This is a genomic window from Spongorhabdus nitratireducens (assembly GCA_947387575.1).
Lineage (GTDB): Bacteria > Pseudomonadota > Gammaproteobacteria > Pseudomonadales > Endozoicomonadaceae > CANDOC01.
In genome coordinates this window covers 279169-300484 of sequence record CANDOC010000001.1, presented here as the reverse complement: position 1 = coordinate 300484, position 21316 = coordinate 279169, and the positions used below count along the sequence as shown (strand labels likewise).

21 protein-coding genes are annotated in these 21316 nt (G+C 46.9%); 8 read left to right on the top strand and 13 right to left on the bottom strand.

Translation table 11 applies throughout. From position 1 onward, the window contains the following. Window positions 1–28: 28 nt before the first annotated feature. Both ACYZZ0_RS01245 and ACYZZ0_RS01240 read left to right on the top strand, forming a co-directional pair. The gene (locus tag ACYZZ0_RS01245) at window positions 29–472 is read left to right on the top strand and encodes a hypothetical protein (RefSeq protein ID WP_461534751.1); all 444 of its coding nucleotides are present in this window, start codon (window positions 29–31) and stop codon (window positions 470–472) included. Between the two features lie 3 nt (window positions 473–475). Continuing rightward, on the top strand, window positions 476–1000 hold the full coding sequence (locus ACYZZ0_RS01240) for a hypothetical protein (protein ID WP_461534750.1): 525 nt from the start codon (window positions 476–478) through the stop codon (window positions 998–1000). A 61-nt stretch (window positions 1001–1061) separates the two neighbouring features. On the opposite strand, the gene ACYZZ0_RS01235 is transcribed toward ACYZZ0_RS01240, so the two are convergent. From ACYZZ0_RS01235 to betB, 5 genes are all read right to left on the bottom strand, one after another. Then, a complete protein-coding gene (locus ACYZZ0_RS01235; protein WP_461534749.1) occupies window positions 1062–1628 on the bottom strand; it encodes a hypothetical protein in 567 nt (188 codons plus the stop codon). Between the two features lie 58 nt (window positions 1629–1686). Beyond that, a complete protein-coding gene (locus ACYZZ0_RS01230) occupies window positions 1687–2046 on the bottom strand; it encodes a hypothetical protein (RefSeq protein WP_461534748.1) in 360 nt (119 codons plus the stop codon). A 317-nt stretch (window positions 2047–2363) separates the two neighbouring features. Beyond that, on the bottom strand, window positions 2364–3581 hold the full coding sequence (locus ACYZZ0_RS01225; protein ID WP_461534747.1) for a BCCT family transporter: 1218 nt from the start codon (window positions 3579–3581) through the stop codon (window positions 2364–2366). Between the two features lie 240 nt (window positions 3582–3821). Beyond that, entirely contained in the window at window positions 3822–5498 is a 1677-nt protein-coding gene (gene betA, locus ACYZZ0_RS01220) for a choline dehydrogenase (protein WP_461534746.1), read from the bottom strand. Window positions 5499–5523: 25 nt separating this feature from the next. Beyond that, window positions 5524–6987, bottom strand: a complete 1464-nt coding sequence (betB, locus tag ACYZZ0_RS01215) for a betaine-aldehyde dehydrogenase (RefSeq protein ID WP_461534745.1) — start codon at window positions 6985–6987, stop codon at window positions 5524–5526. A 386-nt stretch (window positions 6988–7373) separates the two neighbouring features. Between betB and ACYZZ0_RS01210 the strand changes: the two genes are divergently transcribed. Then, entirely contained in the window at window positions 7374–8258 is an 885-nt protein-coding gene (locus tag ACYZZ0_RS01210) for a transglutaminase domain-containing protein (RefSeq protein WP_461534744.1), read from the top strand. A gap of 34 nt (window positions 8259–8292) precedes the next feature. On the opposite strand, the gene ACYZZ0_RS01205 is transcribed toward ACYZZ0_RS01210, so the two are convergent. Continuing rightward, window positions 8293–9156 (bottom strand): LysR substrate-binding domain-containing protein, encoded by an 864-nt coding sequence (locus tag ACYZZ0_RS01205; RefSeq protein WP_461534743.1) that lies wholly within the window; start codon window positions 9154–9156, stop codon window positions 8293–8295. Window positions 9157–9259: 103 nt separating this feature from the next. Between ACYZZ0_RS01205 and ACYZZ0_RS01200 the strand changes: the two genes are divergently transcribed. Together ACYZZ0_RS01200 and ACYZZ0_RS01195 are read left to right on the top strand one after the other, a co-directional pair. Next, entirely contained in the window at window positions 9260–9559 is a 300-nt protein-coding gene (locus ACYZZ0_RS01200) for a putative quinol monooxygenase (RefSeq protein ID WP_461534742.1), read from the top strand. Further along, entirely contained in the window at window positions 9559–10563 is a 1005-nt protein-coding gene (locus ACYZZ0_RS01195; protein ID WP_461534741.1) for a Gfo/Idh/MocA family protein, read from the top strand. The genes ACYZZ0_RS01200 and ACYZZ0_RS01195 overlap by 1 nt, the downstream gene beginning before the upstream one ends. Window positions 10564–10644: 81 nt before the next feature. Here ACYZZ0_RS01195 and ACYZZ0_RS01190 read toward each other — a convergent pair whose 3' ends face one another. From ACYZZ0_RS01190 to ACYZZ0_RS01175, 4 genes are all read right to left on the bottom strand, one after another. Then, the gene (locus ACYZZ0_RS01190; protein WP_461534740.1) at window positions 10645–13056 is read right to left on the bottom strand and encodes a DEAD/DEAH box helicase family protein; all 2412 of its coding nucleotides are present in this window, start codon (window positions 13054–13056) and stop codon (window positions 10645–10647) included. 6 nt (window positions 13057–13062) lie between these two features. Next, complete coding sequence (locus ACYZZ0_RS01185) at window positions 13063–13647, bottom strand: class I SAM-dependent DNA methyltransferase (protein ID WP_461534739.1); 585 nt, start codon at window positions 13645–13647, stop codon at window positions 13063–13065. A gap of 122 nt (window positions 13648–13769) precedes the next feature. Further along, on the bottom strand, window positions 13770–14333 hold the full coding sequence (locus ACYZZ0_RS01180; RefSeq protein ID WP_461534738.1) for a hypothetical protein: 564 nt from the start codon (window positions 14331–14333) through the stop codon (window positions 13770–13772). A 930-nt stretch (window positions 14334–15263) separates the two neighbouring features. After that, the gene (locus ACYZZ0_RS01175) at window positions 15264–15509 is read right to left on the bottom strand and encodes a DUF2442 domain-containing protein (protein WP_461534737.1); all 246 of its coding nucleotides are present in this window, start codon (window positions 15507–15509) and stop codon (window positions 15264–15266) included. 278 nt (window positions 15510–15787) lie between these two features. On the opposite strand from ACYZZ0_RS01175, the gene ACYZZ0_RS01170 reads away from it, so the two are divergent. The 3 genes from ACYZZ0_RS01170 to ACYZZ0_RS01160 all read left to right on the top strand — a co-directional run bounded on the left by ACYZZ0_RS01170 (window position 15788) and on the right by ACYZZ0_RS01160 (window position 17924). Next, window positions 15788–17101, top strand: coding sequence for a hypothetical protein (locus ACYZZ0_RS01170; RefSeq protein ID WP_461534736.1), 1314 nt, complete (start codon window positions 15788–15790; stop codon window positions 17099–17101). Window positions 17102–17143: 42 nt separating this feature from the next. Then, entirely contained in the window at window positions 17144–17431 is a 288-nt protein-coding gene (locus tag ACYZZ0_RS01165) for a hypothetical protein (protein WP_461534735.1), read from the top strand. Window positions 17432–17570: 139 nt separating this feature from the next. Then, window positions 17571–17924, top strand: coding sequence for a hypothetical protein (locus ACYZZ0_RS01160; protein WP_461534734.1), 354 nt, complete (start codon window positions 17571–17573; stop codon window positions 17922–17924). Between the two features lie 112 nt (window positions 17925–18036). Here the strand turns inward: ACYZZ0_RS01160 and ACYZZ0_RS01155 are convergent, their stop codons facing one another. From ACYZZ0_RS01155 to ACYZZ0_RS01145, 3 genes are read right to left on the bottom strand one after another with little or no spacing between them, the layout of a single operon-like run. Continuing rightward, window positions 18037–19173 (bottom strand): hypothetical protein, encoded by a 1137-nt coding sequence (locus ACYZZ0_RS01155; protein ID WP_461534733.1) that lies wholly within the window; start codon window positions 19171–19173, stop codon window positions 18037–18039. A 46-nt stretch (window positions 19174–19219) separates the two neighbouring features. Beyond that, window positions 19220–20068, bottom strand: a complete 849-nt coding sequence (locus tag ACYZZ0_RS01150) for a M20/M25/M40 family metallo-hydrolase (protein ID WP_461534732.1) — start codon at window positions 20066–20068, stop codon at window positions 19220–19222. Beyond that, the gene (locus ACYZZ0_RS01145; RefSeq protein WP_461534731.1) at window positions 20065–21315 is read right to left on the bottom strand and encodes a nucleotide sugar dehydrogenase; all 1251 of its coding nucleotides are present in this window, start codon (window positions 21313–21315) and stop codon (window positions 20065–20067) included. The genes ACYZZ0_RS01150 and ACYZZ0_RS01145 overlap by 4 nt, the downstream gene beginning before the upstream one ends. Window position 21316 lies beyond the last annotated feature (1 nt).

The following is a 21316-nucleotide window of genomic DNA, read 5'->3' as shown; positions in this document are numbered from 1 at the left end:
TAGCTGATTACAGAAGTCAGGATTAACAATGTACGAAGAAATGCAACGCCTGCTGGGTTACATCGAGCCGCTGAACGATGGCAAACCGGATTATTCCGAATTCAAGTGCAGACGGGTTCTGAGCCAGCGGGAACTCATTACTGCCTGTTATCACGATCTGCTTCGCTGGACAGATAACCAACCTGGCTCCCCTTCAGAATTACTTCAGCAGAAAATACTGAAACAGTTCCAGACCTCTTATTCCTGGCTGACCGATATGCCGAAAGTTGATGATGCTGACCTCGAATGGTTAGTTCAGGAGTATATCTGTGCAGAAACCGGTGATTACAGTTTTGGTGTATTCAACGCAGGTAAATTACAGTCATCGGTACAAAGTCCAGACACTATCACAATCAGCCCCGAGAACGCTTCCAACCCTGCCCTGACAATCAGCGAGTTGATCCAGTTGCAGCTTAATAATGACAAGGATTAATGGATGTATATCAAAGTCGAAAAGTCAGTTCCGATACAGCCATTTAACGATCAGGACAATTTAAAACCGGCCGAAATGGCTCGCCTTTTGTCCGAAAGCCCCACCATAGACCTGAGAAATGTGACTTCTCAAGCTGAAGTCGTGAGTTATCTGCAGTCCCTGATAGCCCACTATTTCCAGATCCCGGCAGAACTTGTAACACCTGAAGCCGACCTGATTGATGATATCGAAAGGCATATATGGGCCAGGGAGCTTGACGTACCTTTTGAAGAGGTCGATTACGGCAGAATACTCTGTGGTAAGGATGAGGAAGGAAACCCCACCGGAGGACTGTCAGACCGGGGATTGCTGATGTCTGTTTTTATGGTGATGGACCTCGCCAATGGCGTTGGGGTCAGCACCGTTGATAATGAAGCAGAAGCGACCATTGAGGCAGAAGAGGATGAATTCGGCAGCTTTTTTGACTGCAGAACGATCAACGAACTGGCGAATATCCTCGAAGCTGTCAGAGTCAGGCTGCCACAGTAGTATTGGCATTGATCAAAAGGGGATAGTGGTTCTTCTATCCCCCAACCATACACCGTCCTGATCAGATATCCGCATTCAGGAACATTATCAACTCTATTGCTCGCAAAGGTGTCACACTGTAGCCAAGCTTGTCATTAACATTCTTGTGCAAGTCAGGAAAACGCTGATCTGCAACCAGCTCTTTTAGCTGGTTGATATAAGTCAGATAGTGGTCAACACTATTTACCCTGTATTGATGTGGCTCGTTCTCATAGCAAAAGCGATAGATTTTTGAATCCCAGATAGGAAAATGCTCAGGTGCAGTAAAATGCAGCAGCTTTGAGGCTCCGACAACCGAATTGTTTACCAGTGCCTTCAGCTGTGACAACTCGTCGTAACTGATACAGCCCTTCTGCCGGGCCTTCTCAAGAATCCGGGTAATTTTATCAAGCCCATCTGGTTCATCTGGAAGGTGAAGATTCAAAATGGTTGGCATCCAGCCGTAAACCATATGGCTCAGAACAACCAGCTCTGTAGCAGTCAATGTCTGGATATTGCTCGCAAAGCGTATAAGGTGTGAATACGAGACGATATACGAATGAGCAGCATCTATTTCAGTGCTGCTTTCCAGCTCAAAGATATCTTTCACTGGTTACTCCATGAAACCGACAGATCGGACGTGTACTTCTGACATTCATCCAAGGCCATCATGCCTGTTTCAGGGTAAACTGATTAAAGTTTCCTGCTTTATTGATCGCTTTCGGGTAAATAATTGCGACCGATTCTTTATTCATCACTTCTCTGGATACTCGTTCACCGCACAACAAAACACCCTGAGCGGTTAAACCATCAGGCATATCCATGATCTGAACATCACGCACTACACTGATATTATTGTATTTTTCAACAGTCACCTGCTTTTCTTTGGTATAGCTAAAACGAACAACCTCTCTGACTTCTGCCAGATCAACCTTTGCCCTTTCAACCTGAGAATATGTTGCATCAATGACAACATTATCCAGGTTATAGGCTTGCTGATGGTCAAAGTTGCGGGTATTTAATGCCATTAACATTTTCTGAAATGAAACTCTTGTCTGTTACTGAACACGGAGGGTAAGGAAGGCAAAGCCACCGGATATTGAGAGTTAAACTGCCGGAAAACCAACAGGAATATGCAGAGAGTCTACAATCTTTTTGATCATCATCACCTGCTGCATATCACGAAATAGGCTTGTCAAACAGCTGAACCATTTCAATCACAGGTATGGTTCTTGAGCATCTCCAGAAAGCGGATTTACTGACTACTGGGATTTGTAATCGAATGAAGCAAAAACCCCGGCTTAGAGGCCGGGGTTTGGATTAGGAACGAGATAGAAGTATTCGGTTAACCCGCCAAATCCAGCTTCCTGAAGTCGATTTCATTTTCTTCAGGAGAACTGTCTATAGCCCGAACCTTGGCAAAACTGGTCACCAGAATATAAGCCATGCAGGTAAAGAACAGACCAATAACCAGCGCACCCACCCACTGAATTTCGAGGAAGTCGAACTTGAACAGCAGGGTCAGCAGCACCATGGCGGTTAGGTTGCCAATAATGTATTGAGGCTTGCCAATCCGGTCCGTGGTCAGGTTCAGGTTATCGGTATACAGGCGAATCAGGGAGTCCAGCGAATTGATCACAAACAGAATACCCACTGCTGCCATCGCCAGGCTGTAGAATCCGGAAGTGTCCAGACCATTAAGATGGTAGAAGTACAGCACCGCAAACCAGGTGGCAATCGGAATAGACGGGAATACCAGCATTGCAGCCAGCACCTGCCAGGTTTTCAGGCCTCCAACAAAGCGTGAAGTGAACTGGCCAATCATGATGCTCCATGCAAACCACCAGAACAGATAAAACTCATGGTAGTCATTCAGCGGCAGCACAAACTGGTGAATATTGCCGAAGTAGTTGCCGATCAGCGCAACGGTATTAACAAAATCGCTGGCAGTGCCATTCTCACCGGTGAAAGCACCGATCCACATCAATGCAATCAACCCCAGGAACAACCAGGTTGACGACAGACTCAAGGTCTTCACATAACGCAGGCTGGTACTGGAATAAACGGCAGCGGCAATAACCGCAAACACAATCAGGTAGAAACTGCCAACTACCGTTTCTCCGTCGCCCATTTGCGGCAGATACCACGGCAAATTGCTGAGCAGCAAATAGGCGGTAAAAGCACAGGTTCCGATAATAACGATGTTATTGATGAACTTGATCAGCGGGATTTCAAAAAACTTCACTTTGGGCTCAATGGCACAGAAGTAAAAGCAGGTCAGGAAATAAAAGCCCCAGATCAGGAAACCCCAGTACCCGAATTCAATCGCCAGCGGGTTGCTGAACGCATACTCCGGACTGGTCGCAATATCGGCGTAGCCGGCAAACTCTGTCAGCGGGAACATAATCAGTCCCACATCCAGCCCGGAAGTAAACAGAATCGCGGTAAAAGTCAGGGTACGAACGGGTGTCACACCCACCAGTCGCATATTGCCCCACTTAATCAGGACAAAGATGATGGCGGTAAAGGTAAATAAAATACCAGCGCTTAGAAGAGCAGTCATTGTTTACCACCCTTCGGGTTGCGATGGTTGTTCTTATTGTCGTTCATAAAGTCATGCCTGTCGTTATCATTTTTTATGGCTGAGATAACGGCACACCGGTCCAGCTTCATTGCCGGCATTGCAGGGCTTAAGTATCCCCAGCAGAAACGTCTTATCTTCCGCTGGGGATAGTTAAAACCTGTGGTGCCCCCAGGCACCCGATAACAAGTCGTTTGTTATTGAGTACCTGCCCCCAGTTTTTTATCGCAGAGCCGTTCCTGTTCTCTGCGTTGTTTGCCAGTCGGCGTCCATACCGACGACAGCATTTGACGCGGGCAGCATATTACCGCCCTTGATCAGGTCTGCTGCGCGTTCAGCAACCATAATGGTTGGCGCATTAAGGTTGCCGTTGGGAATGGTCGGGAAGATGGAGGAATCCACTACCCGCAATCCTTCCAGTCCCCGTACCCGGGTTTGCGGATCAACCACTGCCATCTCATCAGTTCCCATCTTGCAGGAACAGGAGGGATGGTAAGCACTCTCCACAAACTCGCGGACAAACTTGTCGATCTCTTCATCGGTCTGAATCTGTTCACCGGGCTGGATTTCAGAGCCACGGAACTCATCAAAAGCAGGTTGATTGATGATTTCCCGGGTCAGACGTACGCACTGGCGGAAACCTTCCCGGTCTTCCTCTTCAGCCAGGTAATTAAACTGAATTTCCGGATGATCATCCGGGTTAGCAGACACCGCTCTTACCCAGCCACGGCTCTTGGGTTTGTTATGACCGATATGAACCTGGAAGCCATGACCATCAAAGGCACTGCGGCCGTCATAACGCATCGCTGCTGGCAGGAAGTGATATTGCAGATCCGGCCATTCAACCCCGGCTTTGGAGCGAATAAAGCCGCAGGATTCAAAATGGTTGGTAGCACCCAGGCCATCTTTCTTGAAAAACCAGCGGGCGCCGATAAAGAACTTGCTCAGCAGGTCGAGCTTGCCATTCAGAGTGATAGGCTGCTTGCAGCGGAACTGGAAGTAGAACTCCAGATGATCCTGCAGGTTTTCACCCACACCCGGCAGTTCATGCTGAACAGGAATTCCGGCCTTTTCCAGCACATCTTTTGAACCGATGCCCGACAGCTGCAGGATATGAGGCGAACCAATAGAGCCGGCAGAAAGAATAACTTCCTTGCTTACCAAAGCCTGCTTGAGCTGGCCCTTATGCTTGTATTCAACACCGGTAGCTTTCTTGTCCTCGAGCAGTACACGATGCACCTGGGCATGAGTCACCACCGTCAGATTGCTACGCTGCATGGCCGGACGCAGATAAGCATTGGCTGTAGACCAGCGGAAACCGTCTTTAACAGTCATATGCATCGGGCCAAAGCCTTCCTGACGGCAGCCGTTATAGTCTTCGGTCTCCATATAACCGGCTTCTACACCGGCCTTGATAAAGGCCTGGTAGAGCGGGTTTTTCATTTCATTGCCGTTATTAACACCCAATGGACCACTACCACCGCGATAGTCGTCTTCGCCAAAGGCCCAGCTTTCCGCCTTGCGGAAATATGGCAAGCAGTGGCTGTAATCCCAGTCGGTAGCACCGTACTGCTGCCATTCATCAAAATCCCTGGCATGGCCACGCACATAAACCATGCCATTGATAGACGATGAACCGCCCAGTACTTTACCCCGCGGGCAGTGCATACGACGGTTATCCAGATAAGGTTCAGGCTGAGTCTCATACTGCCATGCATACTTTTCCGTATTCATGGGAATGGAAAGCGCGGTCGGCATCTGGATGAAAATGCTTTTGTCACTACCGCCGGTTTCAATCAGCAATACCTGACTATTGCCATCTTCGGTCAAGCGGTTGGCCAGCACACAGCCAGCAGACCCTGCACCGACAACGACATAGTCATATTTTTTTTCTGTCATGGTACTTGCTCCTCAATGACCGATCTTAAAACGGACTGTCGAGCGGCGTCATACCGACATAGACGGCTTTGACCTGAGTGTAATGCTTCAGGGTCTCAATGCCGTTTTCACGACCAATACCGGACTGTTTATAGCCACCCACAGGCATTTCTGCCGGGGATGCACCATAGTTATTGATCCAGCAGATACCCGCCTGCAGCTGATGAATGACACGGTGAGCACGGGTGATATCTTTGGTAAAGATGCCGGCAGCCAGACCCAGTTCAGTGTCGTTGGCGCGAGCAATCACTTCGTCTTCATCATCAAAAGTGAAGACCGCCATGACCGGGCCGAAGATCTCTTCCCGGGCGATGGTCATATCATCGCGGCAATCGATAAAGATGGTAGGCTCGACAAACAGACCTTCAGGAGCAGAAGCCGGACTGGCAGCCTTGCCACCGGTCAGCAGGGTTGCACCCTCTTCGATGCCCTTGTTGATATAGTCCAGCACCAGTTTGTGGTGTTTTTCAGAAATCAACGCACCCATATTGGTTTCTGGATGCATCGGGTCGCCCAGAATAATATTGTTCTCGGTACGCTGCTTCAGCTTCTCGATAAAGGTCGGGTAGATATTCTTGTGAACATACACCCGGGTACCGTTGGTGCAGATTTCACCCTGGGTATAAAAGTTGCCCAGCATGGCGCCGGAGATGGCGTTATCAATATCCGCATCATCAAAGATAACCAGTGGCGACTTGCCACCCAGCTCCATGGTGACATCTTTCAGAGAAGATGCCGCCGCAGCCATGACCTTTTTGCCGGTGCCCACTTCACCGGTAAATGACACCTTGGCCACGTCCGGATGATGGGTCAGCCAGGAACCGACGGCACCATCACCATGAATCACATTGAAGACACCGGCCGGCACACCGGCTTCAATAAAGATCTCGGCCAGTTTCAGGGCACCCAGCGGGGTTTCTTCTGAAGGTTTGAAGATCATACTGTTACCACAGGCCAAAGCTGGCGCTGCTTTCCAGCAAGCAATCTGCAGCGGGTAGTTCCAGGCACCGATACCGACACAGATACCCAGCGCTTCACGACGGGTATAGTAGAAGTCATCACCCAGACTCTGCTGGTTACCTTCAATAGACGCCGCCAGGCCGGCAAAAAACTCAATCGAGTCGGCACCGGTTACCACGTCAACAACTGATGCTTCCTGCCAGGGCTTGCCAGTATCCAGAACTTCAATTTCTGCCAGTTCATCATTACGCTCACGCAGCAGGCTGACCGCACGGTTCAGAATGCGACCACGCTCCATGCCGGTCATCTTTGACCAGGTTTCAAAACCTTTCTGAGCACTGGCAATCGCCGCCTGACGCACCGACTCGTCGGCAACCTCTACCGTGTAAATAACACTACGGGTTGCAGGATTAATAACGGGAAAAGTTTCCCCGGTGGTATTGGCGAGATATTTACCATCGACAAAATTCTGATAGCAAGGCAGTGACACAAGTGGCTCCGTAAGATTTGAAGGCGTTAGCAGACAACAACGACAAACAGTCGTCATGCCCGAAAGACAGCAACGAGGTATGAATTAGAATTTTTTTGATCAGAGAGATCGAAAGCGGTGCCGCAGAAACAGCGCCAAAAGAGTCTGAGTGGAAGGTGAGTTAATTCGGAAAAACTGCGGAAGCATAAGACTCTTATAAGTATTTATCGTATTTTTAGTGTACAGTCTTTGTCGTTTTTTATCAAATGTGAACAAAAACCGTCAACATGGCAGCTTTTGTGAAAACTTGTCCGCAAGATTTATATCTTTACAAGTATTCATCAGAACGTACGACTTGAATCCAAAATTCTCAGCAGCTGACCTTAAGCAGTTTAAAACCTATAAAAATGATCAAGATGTTGCCCTTCTACACCAACCCGAGTGAGTTTACTGATCCGAAGCACTTCACTGCTTTGCTGAAGGAAATTCCGGATGATCTTGAGTCTGTTTGTCAGTTTGTTCAGAACCTGTTGATTCACGCCTACTGGTTCGAACGCTATGGCTGCGCCTTCAACGAAGTAACAAAACTCGAGGAAATGCAGCTGCGATATATCGCAGATATTCTGAAACTGGCGGAATCAAAAAACAGACAACCCGTCTCCGCCTCTCGCAATCCACAAGACCGGGTAGTGGGTATCTGCCGGGATTTCTCCCTGATGGTATGTACCATTCTCAGGGCAAAAGATATCCCGGCACGTCTGCGATGTGGCTTTGCCACCTATTTGCGGCCCGGTCAGTTTGAGGATCACTGGGTCTGCGAATACTGGAATAAAGCAAAATCAACCTGGATTATGGTGGATGCCCAACTGGATCAACTGCACAGGGAAACACTGAATATCGACTTTGATCCCTGCGATGTGCCGCCCAACCGGTTTATTGTTGCCGGTCAGGCCTGGGAGCTCTGCCAAACCGGACAGGAAAACCCCGATCACTTTGGAATTAACGGATTTAGCGGGAAGCCCTTTATCAAAGGCAATATTATCCGTGACCTGTTTGCGCTGACCAAAATCGAAATTCTGGCCTGGGATACCGGTTGGGGAGTGCTGCAGGACTATATCACCCCCATCGCAAATGATAATGAAATGGCCATGCTGGATGAACTGGCAACTATTAGCCGCCGGAATGATACCTCAGCGGCGATAGAAGTTTTAACCAACAACCCGGCTATACGTCTTCCTGATGATTGGCTTTGGGAGCAGGCACCAACACTCAGGGAGCTTTATTCCAGGTAGCAGTAACAGGATAGTGGCCGGCAGCGAATATCAATTACTTATCCCCGGATAGATGGCTGGCCAGAAAGTCCGCAAAGACCTTTAATTTAAGCGCCATTGGCTTTTTCTTATAGATAAGATGCACCGGCTCCGCTTTGCGTCTCTCTTTCTGTAAAACTTCTACCAACCGCCCCTGTTGAATATCCTGCTCTAACAACACCCTGGGTTGCAAAATAACCCCAGCACCCTGTCTTGCAGCAGCCAGCAATACTTCACCGGAGTTACTCAATAGCCTGTAACCGGGAATGCTGGCTGGAAATGCATTCCTTCGGTCCTGATACAGAAACCCAAGGCACTGATGTGACGTCAGATCAGCCAGCCGCTGTGGAGTCCCCTTTCTGGTGAGATAACCGGGAGCAGCAGCATAAATTAAAGGGTAATCACCCAGGTATCGGGCATATAAACTGCTGTCAGACAGCTCGCCAATCCTGATAACAAGGTTGCACTCATTTTGCCACGGGTCGATCAGTTGATTTTCAACCTGTAGTTCGAGGTTTATCTCGGGATAAAGCGCCATAAACTCGGACAGCACTGGTGCTAACTGATAATTGGCAAAGCTGACAGGTGCATTGATGATCAACCGGCCACTGGGACGCTGCTCCATATTCTGAATCTGGTTTTCAGTATTTTCCAGATCGTCCAGTATGCGCTTGCACATCTGATAATAGTGCTGTCCGGTTTCAGTCAGTGACTTCTTGCGGGTCGTGCGAATCATCAGCTGGGTCGACAGGTCGCTCTCAAGCGCTTTGATATGCTTCCCTACCATTGTCGAACTGATCTGGTGTAACTGCCCGGCTTTGGTAAAACTGCCGCTCTCCACCAGACTGACAAACACCTGCATACTCTTCAGCTTATTCAATTGATTAACAACTGCTGGTTGATAAAAAGACAATTATATCGTTGTTTATCTGCAGGGGTGACAGGCGTAATCTCCGCATTTTTGCTGTTGATGGGAACAATATATGTTGCCTAATGAAGGAATCCGGGTCACCGCAGCCCTTAAAATCAAACCAGAAGTTGCTCTGGATGAAGGGCTGGCTGCTGTTCAGAAATTTTGCCAGGACATGAACAGTGAGCCCGGTTGCCTTTTCGCCTATGCCAGTCAGGATCTGACTGATGACCGCCAGGTGCACTTGTGGGAAGCCTACAGGGATCAGGCAGCCATTGACGCACATTTTAACATGCCTCACACCCGGGCTTTTATTAAGCAGGGGTATACCGAGCTGGTTCATGCCAGTCAGAGCAAGGCACTGGGAGAGTAATGATGACGGCAAAAACACTGAACTGGGGTATTCTGGGTACCAGCTTTATTTCCGGGGTGATGGCAAACGCCATGATCAAGGAGGGCCGCAGTCGTATCGTTGCGGTGGGTGGTCGAAGTCAGGCGGGGGCAGAGGCATTCGCAGCCGAGTATCAGGTCGAGAAAACCTATACCGACTATGATGCCCTGATCAATGATCCGGAAGTCGATATTATCTATATCGCGCTGCCAAACCACCTGCACTATGACTTTGTTATCAAGGCCGCAGAAGCAGGCAAGGCGATTCTGTGTGAGAAATCCCTGAGTATTGATCTGAAAGAAGCTCAGACAATGGCACAGAGCGTAAAAGAGAATGGCGTATTTTTTGCCGAAGGCCTGATGTATCTGAACCACCCGGTTGTTGAACAATTACTGAACCTGCTATCCAAAGGTACGATTGGCGAGCTCAAGAGTATTCAGGGCAGCTATAGCGCGGCTATTTCCCAGTTTGTGAACCCTGACAGCAAAGGCACCATTTTCAACCTGGGCTGTTATCCGGGCTCTCTGGCATTCAGGGTAATCAAGCACATGCTGCCAGAGCTGGATCTGACGGACTACCGCATACAGTCTACCGGGCGCAGAGGTCAGGATGGCAATGTCTGCGAAACCTCTACCCAACTGAACTTTAATGACAAGGTTCAGGTACAGCTACACAGTGCAGAAGACTATGGCCTGCTGCATGGCTTCCGGATTCTTGGCAGCAAGGGCTATATTGAAATGGCCTCTAACCCATGGCTGCCGGATCAGCAGAATGTTCTGAAGTATGGTGAGTATGAAAAGGAAGTCCAGACTTTGAATGTTACCGCTGAAGGCGATGCCTATCTCTACCAGATCAAGCGGATTGCAGATGCAATCAGTGCGGGTGAAACCAGTCTGCCATTCCCTTCAGTCGATATTGATGAGTCTGTGACCATTATGCATTGGCTGGATCAGTGGCATTTAACGGCCAGTGAGTCTTGCAGCTAAAATAATCTGCTTGCCGAGGATGCCTTCTTCAAAAGAAGGCATCCGTTGAACTCCTCTTTCGGACAACAATCCTTAAGAGTCTTACTTTCTAATGCGAGAAGAATACTGTTCAAGTCTCAGATCTACTAACTCCTGAACAAGTCGGTGCATTACATTTCTCTGGTCAGCACTTATCGGTAAAGTACAAGTAAACCGCCCATCTCGCTCCTCAAAATAATCAGGTGCACTTTTTAAAAATGCCTTTACCGGGTTTCCATTCCAGTAACGATGCCATTCTTTGTCTTCACCACTTTCAAGGTTTGCCTGCTTTTCGGGTAGCTCAGACTGAAACAGCTGTGGTCTGCGTTTCAGTACCTGCCAGCTTTTTGCGGCCAGAGCATTTGTCGTAGGTGGGATAGCAAAGCCGTCGAGCTCAAGGAAGGCTTCAAGAAGAATCATCTTGAAACATTTGGACATGGCTGTTTTCTCAACCACATCCAGAAGGAAGCTGCTGAATTGCTCAACCAGTTCAGCTTCCTGGATATCAAGGTCACCTTCACTTTTGACCAGTCCGAACCAGCTGCCATGTTTATCCCTGACTTTTTTAAAGTCCGTCACGGTTTCTTGCAAATAGCTATAGAACTCCGTCGCTGTGGGCCGACGTCCTGATAGTGTCTTCAGGGACTGGTATTCATCACTGATACTGGCATTTTGCTTTCTTGCAATTCGAGCCAAGAAATCAATAGCCTCCGGGTCATAATCAACATAACAACCCGCAGCAAGGTTAAAGGCTCCTTGTATTATGTTTTGGACTACCTGCCTGCCTGAATGTTCGTTAAGGAGTGCAACAGGGTTTGTCAGAAATGATTTATGATTTCCGATAAAGTCGATAACAACCAGATGGCTTTTGCCTTCATGCAGCCTCAAGCCACGCCCCAGCTGCTGCAGAAACAGGATTTTTGATTCTGTAGGGCGCAGCATCAGCACCGTATCTATAGACGGCAGGTCAGTACCTTCGTTAAAAAGGTCAACCGAGAATAGAATATCCAGCCTGCCCTGCTCCAGTTGGCTCAGAGCTTCATTGCGGCGAATTTGCGAGTCACTATATACAGCTGCGGCCCGATATCCTGCTCTTCGGAACACCCCGGCCATAAAGTCAGCATGGCGTTTCGAGATACAGAAGGCCAGCGTACGTTGCTGTCGCTTATGTTCCCAGTGCGTCAGTGCATGATGGGCTCGTTTATAGGAAGCAAAGGCATTTTCCAGTGACTCGGGATCAAATCGACCATTTCGCCAGGGAATTTCATCATAATCGATATGTTTGTCTGCAATCCCAAAGTAATGAAAGGGTGACAGTAAACCAGCATTAATACCGGCAACTAGATTGCATTCAAAAACAAGGTTGTTATCACAGAGGCTCAGGATATCAGCCTGATCAGTTCTTTCCGGTGTTGCAGTCAGCCCCAGCATAAATTTCGGCTGGAAATATTTGAGAATATTCCGATAGGTAACGGCATCAGCATGATGGAATTCATCCACGACGATATAATCAAAGTCATCAGCCCCAAACTGCTGTAGATGCTGCTGCCTTCCAAGTGTCTGAACTGAGGCAAAAATAATATCAGCGTCACCTGATTTAATTTTACCATTGTAAAATCCGGTTCTGGCATCCTTACGAATCCGGGAAAACGTTTTCTGAGCCTGCAATAAAATCTCTTCCCGGTGGGCAACAAACAACACTCGTTGCACCCTGCACTGCTCTGAATCAAATGCTGCCAGCCAGGTTTTTCCCAACCCGGTAGCAAGTACCACAAGTCCCCGCTGATTACCTGCCTCACGTGTCTGCTGTAAGGCCCGCAATGCATCCAGTTGAATTTCAGAGGGCGAAGGCGGTTCCGGTTCAACACCGTCTTCTACAGCAACCAGTTTTACACTGCGTCGCCGGGCACAATAGTCATCAATCCAGCCATGGGTCAGAAGCTGTACCTGTGAGTGGCTGAATATATCGCTGAATTGACGGCGTATATGGTTAAACTGCTGTACGTCCCGGTGTTCAGACTTCCCCTTACACTGCAACTTCAGATTCCATTCATGACCCGATACCAGTGCCGCCTTACTGATATTGCTGGAACCCACAAAAGCACAGCCTTCAACCGTTTCGTGATCATGAGTATGAATGAAGATATACGCTTTCATATGAAAGCTCTGCTGGCCGTCAGACTGATATATCCGGATATCCGCACCGCGTTCTTTCAGCAGCATCAGTTCTCGTAATGCCTGCGAATCAGTGACATCAAGGTAATCCGATGTCAGCACCTTTAACACAGTACCCCGCTCAATCGCATCACTCAGCGCGTCAAACAACAGCTTCAGTCCGCTCATACGGATAAAAGCAACACTGATTTCAATTTCCCGGGCGCGATTAATTGCAGAAATAAGCTTGGGCAGTAACGGATCGTTATACCCACCAGCAGTCAACAGCGCACTGCCAGCACCTGTTTCTTCTACTTCCATGTATTATCAGTCCTTTTTCAGGATGGCATTCAGCCACCGTTCATCTTCACGCCCGGGGCGCAGATCCTGGGTAATCCAGTATTTATGGATATGCAGTCCCGTGGTTTTTAAAATAGATTCGAGCTCGTCGTTATCAAGATGAGTAAAATGACGCCCACCCCGGTCTTCTTCGCCCTGCCCCTGTTTAAATGAGCAGTAAAAGACACCCTCAGGCTTTAGGTATTGAGCCAGATGGATAAAGGTATCGCGCAGATCAGTATGAGGAACATGAAGGAGAGAGGCGCAGGCCCAGATACCATCGAACTGCTGAAAGGAATGATATTCCCTAAACAAACAGTGTTTAACTTTCATGTCTGTCAGTTTTGATGCCAGCTCGGCCATTGCCGGACTGCCGTCAAAAGCCTCTACTTCATAGCCCTGACGCATAAAAGCCAGAGAGTCCCTGCCCGAGCCGCAGCCCGCATCAAGAACACGTCCTCCGGCTGTTATCAGTGGCAAGAACTCTTGATAAAGACTCCCGGCATCGATGGATATCGTGGAGTCATAAAAGGTCGGTGCATTCTGATTATAAAAGTCGATGGTTTGGGGCATGATTGATGAGCCAGCAATATCATGAGCCCCTATCATACTCTTTCATTGCTTTTTTGGTGAGTGATCCGGAGAGCCGGGTTGTGTCAAAAGTCAAACCTTAAGCCCTACCGAATATTTTGCCCTTATCGATTAGTACACACTGCCTCAATTCTCGCCTTGACCTCACCCTGGCCTGAAGGGATAGCAATCATGACATGTGCAAAACCACCGTCAGTTGTTACGATCCACATCTCTCCCGGCTTGGTGCAACCCGTAGGGCGATCTAATGTCACTTGTACGATATCACCTTTTTTTGAAACTTCTCTTACCTTCAGCCAGACACCCCATGTTGAAGTAGAGAAGTCTACATAGCCAATTACTAGCGTATAGTTGCTTTCGAGCAGACGGGTTATTTTTGGAGAGGGGGTTACATCGGGAAAGCGCTGGTACCACTCAGTCAAATTACTAAACACCTCAACCCGGTCAGGTCCCATTGCAATTCTCTCACGTCGGCTTAAACGTTCCTCATCGGATGCCTCAAATGCATAAACCTGATCCTCATTATAAAAAACTTCATAAGCAACTTCCCTCAGGGCACCCTCCTCATTAGAGGATTGCATCATGTCATTGGCAGCAGCCTTGCCAAGTCCCAAGAGCAGAACAAGAAGCAGCATAAACACAGTATATTCAGATGCACTCTTTTTCATCACAGTCATCCCTGATCAATCCGGTTTCATTTAGACTTTGTATTACTTCTTATTTCGGCCGCAGGTTCTACAGCTTCAAACTCCGTCCCATTCAGGACAGGCAAATGCCCTCTTACCATTGGCTCTGGCAGTAAGGCCCCGGATATCCCTCTTTTCTGCGTTCCTTCTGAGTGATAATATCGTCCGCCTCGATTTCACAGGCATTTTGCAACCAGCATCGGCTACAGCCGCTGGTTCGGCTTTGACTCTGACCTTCTGCCGCAAGAAAGGTGTAACTCCCTTTTGGTAACTCTGGTGTGATTAATGGATGTGACGAACACGGTTGCAGCCCGACATCACATAAGCCCGGTATCTTGTTGATTTCTATATGACTAAAGAGAAAACCCTGGACAGACGCCTCTGCGTGGCACCCATGATGGACTGGACAAACTATTTATTATAACTACATAAATAATCTAATGGGGCACTTTAGGGGCACCCAGAAGGCCAAAACGGTATCTTTATAACGATCAGATTTTCGTACACGTTGAACACGAATTGATCAACAGCACCATTCTGCGGAGTTCATAGTGTATTTCGGTGCAATAACTACGACTCTACTCCTACTGCGGGAGTCTCACGTCGTCAGGATATCTTTTGAGCAGAACTGGGCACTACTTTGCGGTTAACTGAATCAGGTTTAAGCCAAGTAACATCATTCTCTTCACAGTGTGTACTATTACTCTCCAAACTCTTTGCCTAAAACAATAGCTAACCGATCCGCGTGTGCTGTGTGAGCATCCAAACCTCTCAAAAGCTCTTTTTCGCTCAGAAGGAGGCTCTCTCTTAGACATTTCACAAACTCAATAGTGATATTCTTATCATTGAGTTCAACCTCAATATCAGTGCATTTTGTCTGCAGAACTGCAAGGTCTGAACGAGATATCAAACTCACAGCTTACCTTTATATAAATCTGTTACGGGAAAAATCATATTGTAGTCGTCCCAATTAAGATTCCCATCGATAAGCTTGTATCCCAAGAACCTGCCCATATCCTGGTAAGCTTCGATAACTGGATGACCAGATGAAAAAATGAAAGGGGCGAAATCAACCGGTTGTATATGCCCATCTGAAAATGTCAGCGCCAAAACATGCCCCTTGATATGGCGTACTGCAGATATTGTTACTTCATCCATACCACTACATATCTCGGTTTAAAATGCGTGTACGTTCTGATGCAAAAACAGCGCACAGATAAAGAGCAACTCTAAAATGGGACACTGCTCAGGTCTAGCATCAATAGGCTCAGTGTTCTGAAGTTTTCTCAACGATGGCTGGCATACAAGCTATCTCTCTGACTCAGACACATTTCAAGCCTATTCTACGACCGACTTTCGCACATTCCAGAAAACAGAACTTGACCTGTTATTTGTCTAGCCATATTATGGCCAGACAAATAACAAAGATGCTCGATATGGCTAAATTACCTTTTGATAAAGCATTCGCACATGAAGTGATAAAATATTTCTCGTCATCAATGCTAGAACTCATGTGGTGTGGATGTAGCCGGAAAAACGTCAACATCATGCACGATCTTCTCGACGATCCTGACAAGTCAGGCTCCCTGCTTGAGGCGGCGTACCACTTTGCCGAAACCGGAGAATGGACTGGCGGGGCTCCTGACGAGGAATTACCAATCTTCTCTGATCTATTTGGATTTGAGATGCCAGAGTACCTGTCTCTGGATGACAGACGACACGAAATTCAGGCAATACATGACTTTCTGACCATACGTTGGGCAATAGATCCAATAAAAGGTGTATATGTAAACTTTACTACTGGTCATTACTCCTCAGAGCACAGCACAGGTCTAATTTCCCGAAACCAGCTTGCTCAGTATGAAGGCGTTAAAGAAGACACTATTCGAGCGGCTATGTATGGATCGGACAACACTTGCCTGAAACCGGTCAAAGACGACTTATACCACCCTGAGGATGTTAAAAGGTGGCAGATAGCCCGCGGGACCTTTCAGCCAACACGGATCAAAAATAACTGGGCACTCGACAGCAATGGTGTATTCAGAAGTACTTCTTGGTTTCGGAGATGGTTAGAAAACTTTACTGATGAACAGTATTCAGATCCAGTCATAACTTTCGAACAGATAAGGAACGCTGTATCACCTGAAGCTCAGGACAGCTTCGATTATTTCTGGCGTCACGGTAGTGACTCAAATGAACGAGTTCTTCAATGGTTTACTTCCGATGTTGCTATTGAACTGGGGACACTACTACATGTTAGCCCCAGACTGATGGCGAAACATGTTTTTGCTCTTCGTGATGAAATTCGAAGGGAAAAGGAAGTTGCCGGACTTCCCACTGACAGTGATTTCAAATCACTTTTCGAAAAGAAAACAGTGAGCAATACCCCTGATTCACAGCCTGCTACTGCTGATATTATTCGCATGATTCTTCAGCAAGCCGAAAATATAGAAGTACACGATCTGCAAAAGGGTAAGAAAAACGCCAAGATGGACGGCTATCAAGCCAATGGTGTTACGTTCACCCATGAACACAGTTTGAAGAAACAGTTTATCTGGGTGCCTGAAAATATCGGGAAGAAGCTGAATCTCGAAAAGAGTTTTTATTCAAAGGATCAACTAGACCAAAAGGGCCGCTACGGCCGCCATAGTGGATTAAAGAAGTACAGCGAAATTGCATATGAGAGCCTGTACAAAATTCATATTCGCTCGTGTGGCGAACTGCGGTCGCTATTAAAAGTGATTTCCTGAAAACAATCCAACCAAAATTATTATAAAAACCGGGACATAACAATGGACAAGTTTGCCAAGGTCGTTGATTCAGAGAAGTTTGGCCAGATTCTGATGTATATCGGGGCCAGTGAGCACGACGAACCCGAGGGGTGGTCCATTTATATGGTCTTTAGAATCCACAAGGAAGAGCTGGAAGTTGCCATGGTAAGAGTTCCGGTATCTTTTGACTGCAAAACAACCCCGCTGGATTTTTTTGAAAGTTTTACGCTTGAAGCTGCAGAGATATCTATTGAAACTGCCAGGAACCATGTGATTGAAAATATGAAGCAGGGACACACAGAGCATTGATACATCAAATCCATAAAACATGTAGCTGAACACTTGCTCTACTGATTTTTTGACCTTTACCAGTCTCTTCAGCAGAGAAAATACAACAAAAAAACAATGATTTAGTTATTCATAAGCGAATTCAGCCAAAGGAATAAAAATGAAAATTAACGGTAAAGATGTAGAAGAGTTTTTCAAACGTCACCCCCATGCAGAATTATTCAAAAGGGACAATAACGACTACTTGATCTCTTACAAGCTTGATACTGGTGTAGAACTTGCGTTCGACCCCAGAACAAAAAACAAAGCCTCTGTATTTATTGGAAAATTGCCCGAGCATCTGATTAATAGTCCTGGATTTGGGCGCTTGACTACATATACACCTGATAAAAAACCGAGCACAGCACTTAAGAGGGTTTCTCCCCAACTAGATGTCCTGAAGGAGAAGTATAAGATCGACATTCAGACAATAGAAGCATTATCCAAACTGGTTGAATGGCATAGAACAGCTTAAAAAAAATAGCGATGGGTTGAAGCATGATATCAATGATTCAGCCCATTGCTTGGTCTACACAAACCGGGATCCGATCTTACAGCCACTATTTTTCAAGAGCGTGCTAGCAAGATCAGATTCTGTTAAACCTTTGTTTATAAGAGTCGACTATCCCGGACATATCGAGGTTACCCAGTGCAATCTCAGCGGCTCTACTCTCTTTAAAAATACTGCTAATTTCAGCATTCATACCAACCGAGAAGAGCCCTTCCTTCAATATCCATTCACGCAAAAGATCTAGCATTAATGACGTATCCTGCAGTATAGAAACCGTGCTGGTTACCCTGTGGCGCAAGCTTTGCTGAAAACGGTTTGCGCAGTAACTGCCATCACGATAAGACTCAATCAGGGCATAACCCATGATATCTCCTATCAGCTTGCGAGGATCGTGCGAATCAAATGCCACGGTACGTTCATGTTCAAGAACTGCTGGTGTACATAAAAGCTGAAAGCCTTTATTTTTAGCATCTGAAGCCATCATCATGTCACTGCGGCGGCTGCAGATACCCCCATGACTGAATGCAATATTTTCAGAATCCAGCACATCAGGGTTCAGGATTATTGTTGCTCCTCCCCTCTCTCGTCCGGTTGCTGGAGTAATATCGCCTAGTGTCATCACACCACGGGTTGTTGTTTTACCCACATAAAGACATTGCAGAAAGTCATGCCAGTCTATCTTGGTAGTATCAATAGAGGTTGGAATAAATGATCTTCGTCTATAAGTATAAAAGTCATGATGCCAGCCCATCCCTGCATCATGATGTTCAGCCAGAGAAACCGAGTCGAGAAAGTCAGAAATACCCTGAGTGACCTCAAACCGACTATTAACGTCAATGAGAATATCAAGTAACGGGCTGGCTCTGGTATATTCCTTGGGTATCGGTGCATCACCTGCCAGGGCACACAGGGCCATATCACAATTTTCATTCACTAACTGCAGGCACATCGCAGAAAACTGATTTTCAGGCATGACCCAGCGCAGATCATCATCCAGAACAAGTCCAATACCTCCTTCATTCTCAAGTTTCTGTTTCAAAAAGGCCTGACACCGGTTTCTGCTTTCGGCGATGGATAAAAGCTCTCTGGATACACCTATACATTCAATAGCATGGCCTATATCCGGACTGACCACCTCATTGTCCTGACCAAAATATAGCGCTGATACACTGACATCATAACCTGGCAGCTTGTGGCACACATTACGGAGCATTATTAATGCCCGGTCAGGTGAGGAAGTCGCAAGTACGATTTGTATTTTATTCCGAGGGATTACAACTGACTCGAGCATACTGACTCAAAAACTCTTTGAATTGTTTTTTGTGCTGATCTAGCCGTTCAATATTTAAAGATTCATTCTCTCGATGAATCTGATGTAAACGATCATTCGGACCAAAGCCAATGTACACTGCCTTGTCTGGTAAGTTACCCAGGAGAGGGCAGGCTTCAATGCCATTGAATTTATTAAGATGCCGATATTCAACCAGAGGTTTATTCAATGATGCTTGCAGTAGTGGCTCCCAGCTTCTCAATGCCTCTTGTGACAAAGAGGGAGACCACAAAAACGCAATCTGTGCACCGGTATCGATATTGTTGAATCCTGTTTCCTCTATAAAGAGGTTCCCGCCAAACCTTTCAATATGATGTGAGAAAATCTCTTTTGCTACCCTCTCACCTGAAGTGACCTCCTCTTCTCCCTGAATAAGCCAGAGTATTTCAGGGCAAGGAGCTTCGCCATCAAACAACTCCGCCACTGCTTCCAGACGAGCCCAGAGAGGACCTTTGTTATCAGCAATCCCTCGGCAGAAGAAACGCCCCTCGGTTTCTTTTAAAGTAAAAGGGTCACCGTATTTCCATGTCTCGTTAACACCGACAGGTGCAACATCGTAATGGCCATAAATCACAATTTTTTGGTTAGAATTCCGGCCTGGATGACGACAGACAAGAACAGGCTGGTCTGTTCTGCTTGCGCCTTCTGTCTGGCAGTCGAACCCGATAGTACTTAAAAAAGTGCTGACGAAGTCAATGGCCTGCTTATTTCCATACGGATGATTATCGACAGATGGAATAGAAATGAATTCTTGTAGCTTATCGGTATTGGTTATCATGAAAACAATGCCTCATGAGTCGAGTCAAGGGAATAGAAAATGCCACCCGGCTTTAAAAGGGAATGACTGCATTCACGAAGAGACTCAATCATCAGAGTATGGGGGGTTAACATAAGGATGCCGTCATACTCCTCAGCTGGTAGCCTTTTATGCCATGTAATCCCGTTATAAAAAGACAAATCAGCAACAGGCTCTAACACTTCCGGCTTCAACCCAAACGACATAAGCTCATCTATCACCCGCAAGGCCTTTGAATTCCTTGTGTCCGGGCAGTTGGGTTTGAAGCTTGCTCCCAAAATGAGTACTCGTGAACGGGTGAGAGGCATGCCTTTTCGGGTAAGGTGCTTCACAAATGAACTGGCTACAAAATCAACCATCTGCTCGTTCGTCTGTCGGGCAGATCGGGTTATTTCACTGGGTGTATTTCTGATTTCTTGCGTATGAATCAGATAGTATGGATCAACGGCAACACAGTGGCCCCCGACAAGACCCGGTGTAAAGTCAATAAAATTCCATTTTGTTCTGGCGCATTCGAGTACCTTGCTGAAGTCAAGCCCAAGGCTCAATGCAAGTTGATACATCTCATTGATGAACGCAATATTGATATCTCTCTGGGTATTTTCAACCAGCTTGGAAAGCTCTGCAGTCTCAATACTTTCAGCTTTATGTATGCCTTCCGGGACGATACGACTATAAATTGAGTACATCAGATCCAATGTGCTCTGGTCTGTAGCACTAACGACTTTGACGATATCCTGCAATTTATGGAAAGGGTCCCCCGGATTGATGCGTTCAGGGCTATAACCCAAAAAGAAATCAGCACCTGCCGACAAGCCACTGATTACCTCTATCTCTTTTGCAAAAATGTCTTCAGTCACTCCCGGATAGACCGTCGATTCAAGGATGACGGTGTCCCCTGCAGAAACGGAGCGCCCTACAGTTCTGGCAGCATTAAGCACTTCTGTCAGGTCTGGCTTATTCTTGTCGGTAACAGGAGTAGATGTTGTAACAATGTAAATATTAGCTTTGGCTATGTGCTTTTCATCACTGCTCAAACCAAGCAGTTTTGCCTTCTCAATAATTTGACGATCAGTCTCACGGGTACGGTCATACTGTTGGCTTAGTTCTGCTATTCGTGACTCATCGATATCAAATCCGATGGTTTCAAAATGTTGCCCGAATCCAAGCGCCAGAGGGTAGCCAACATATCCAAGGCCGATAACTGCAATACACGGTCTTTTATTCATA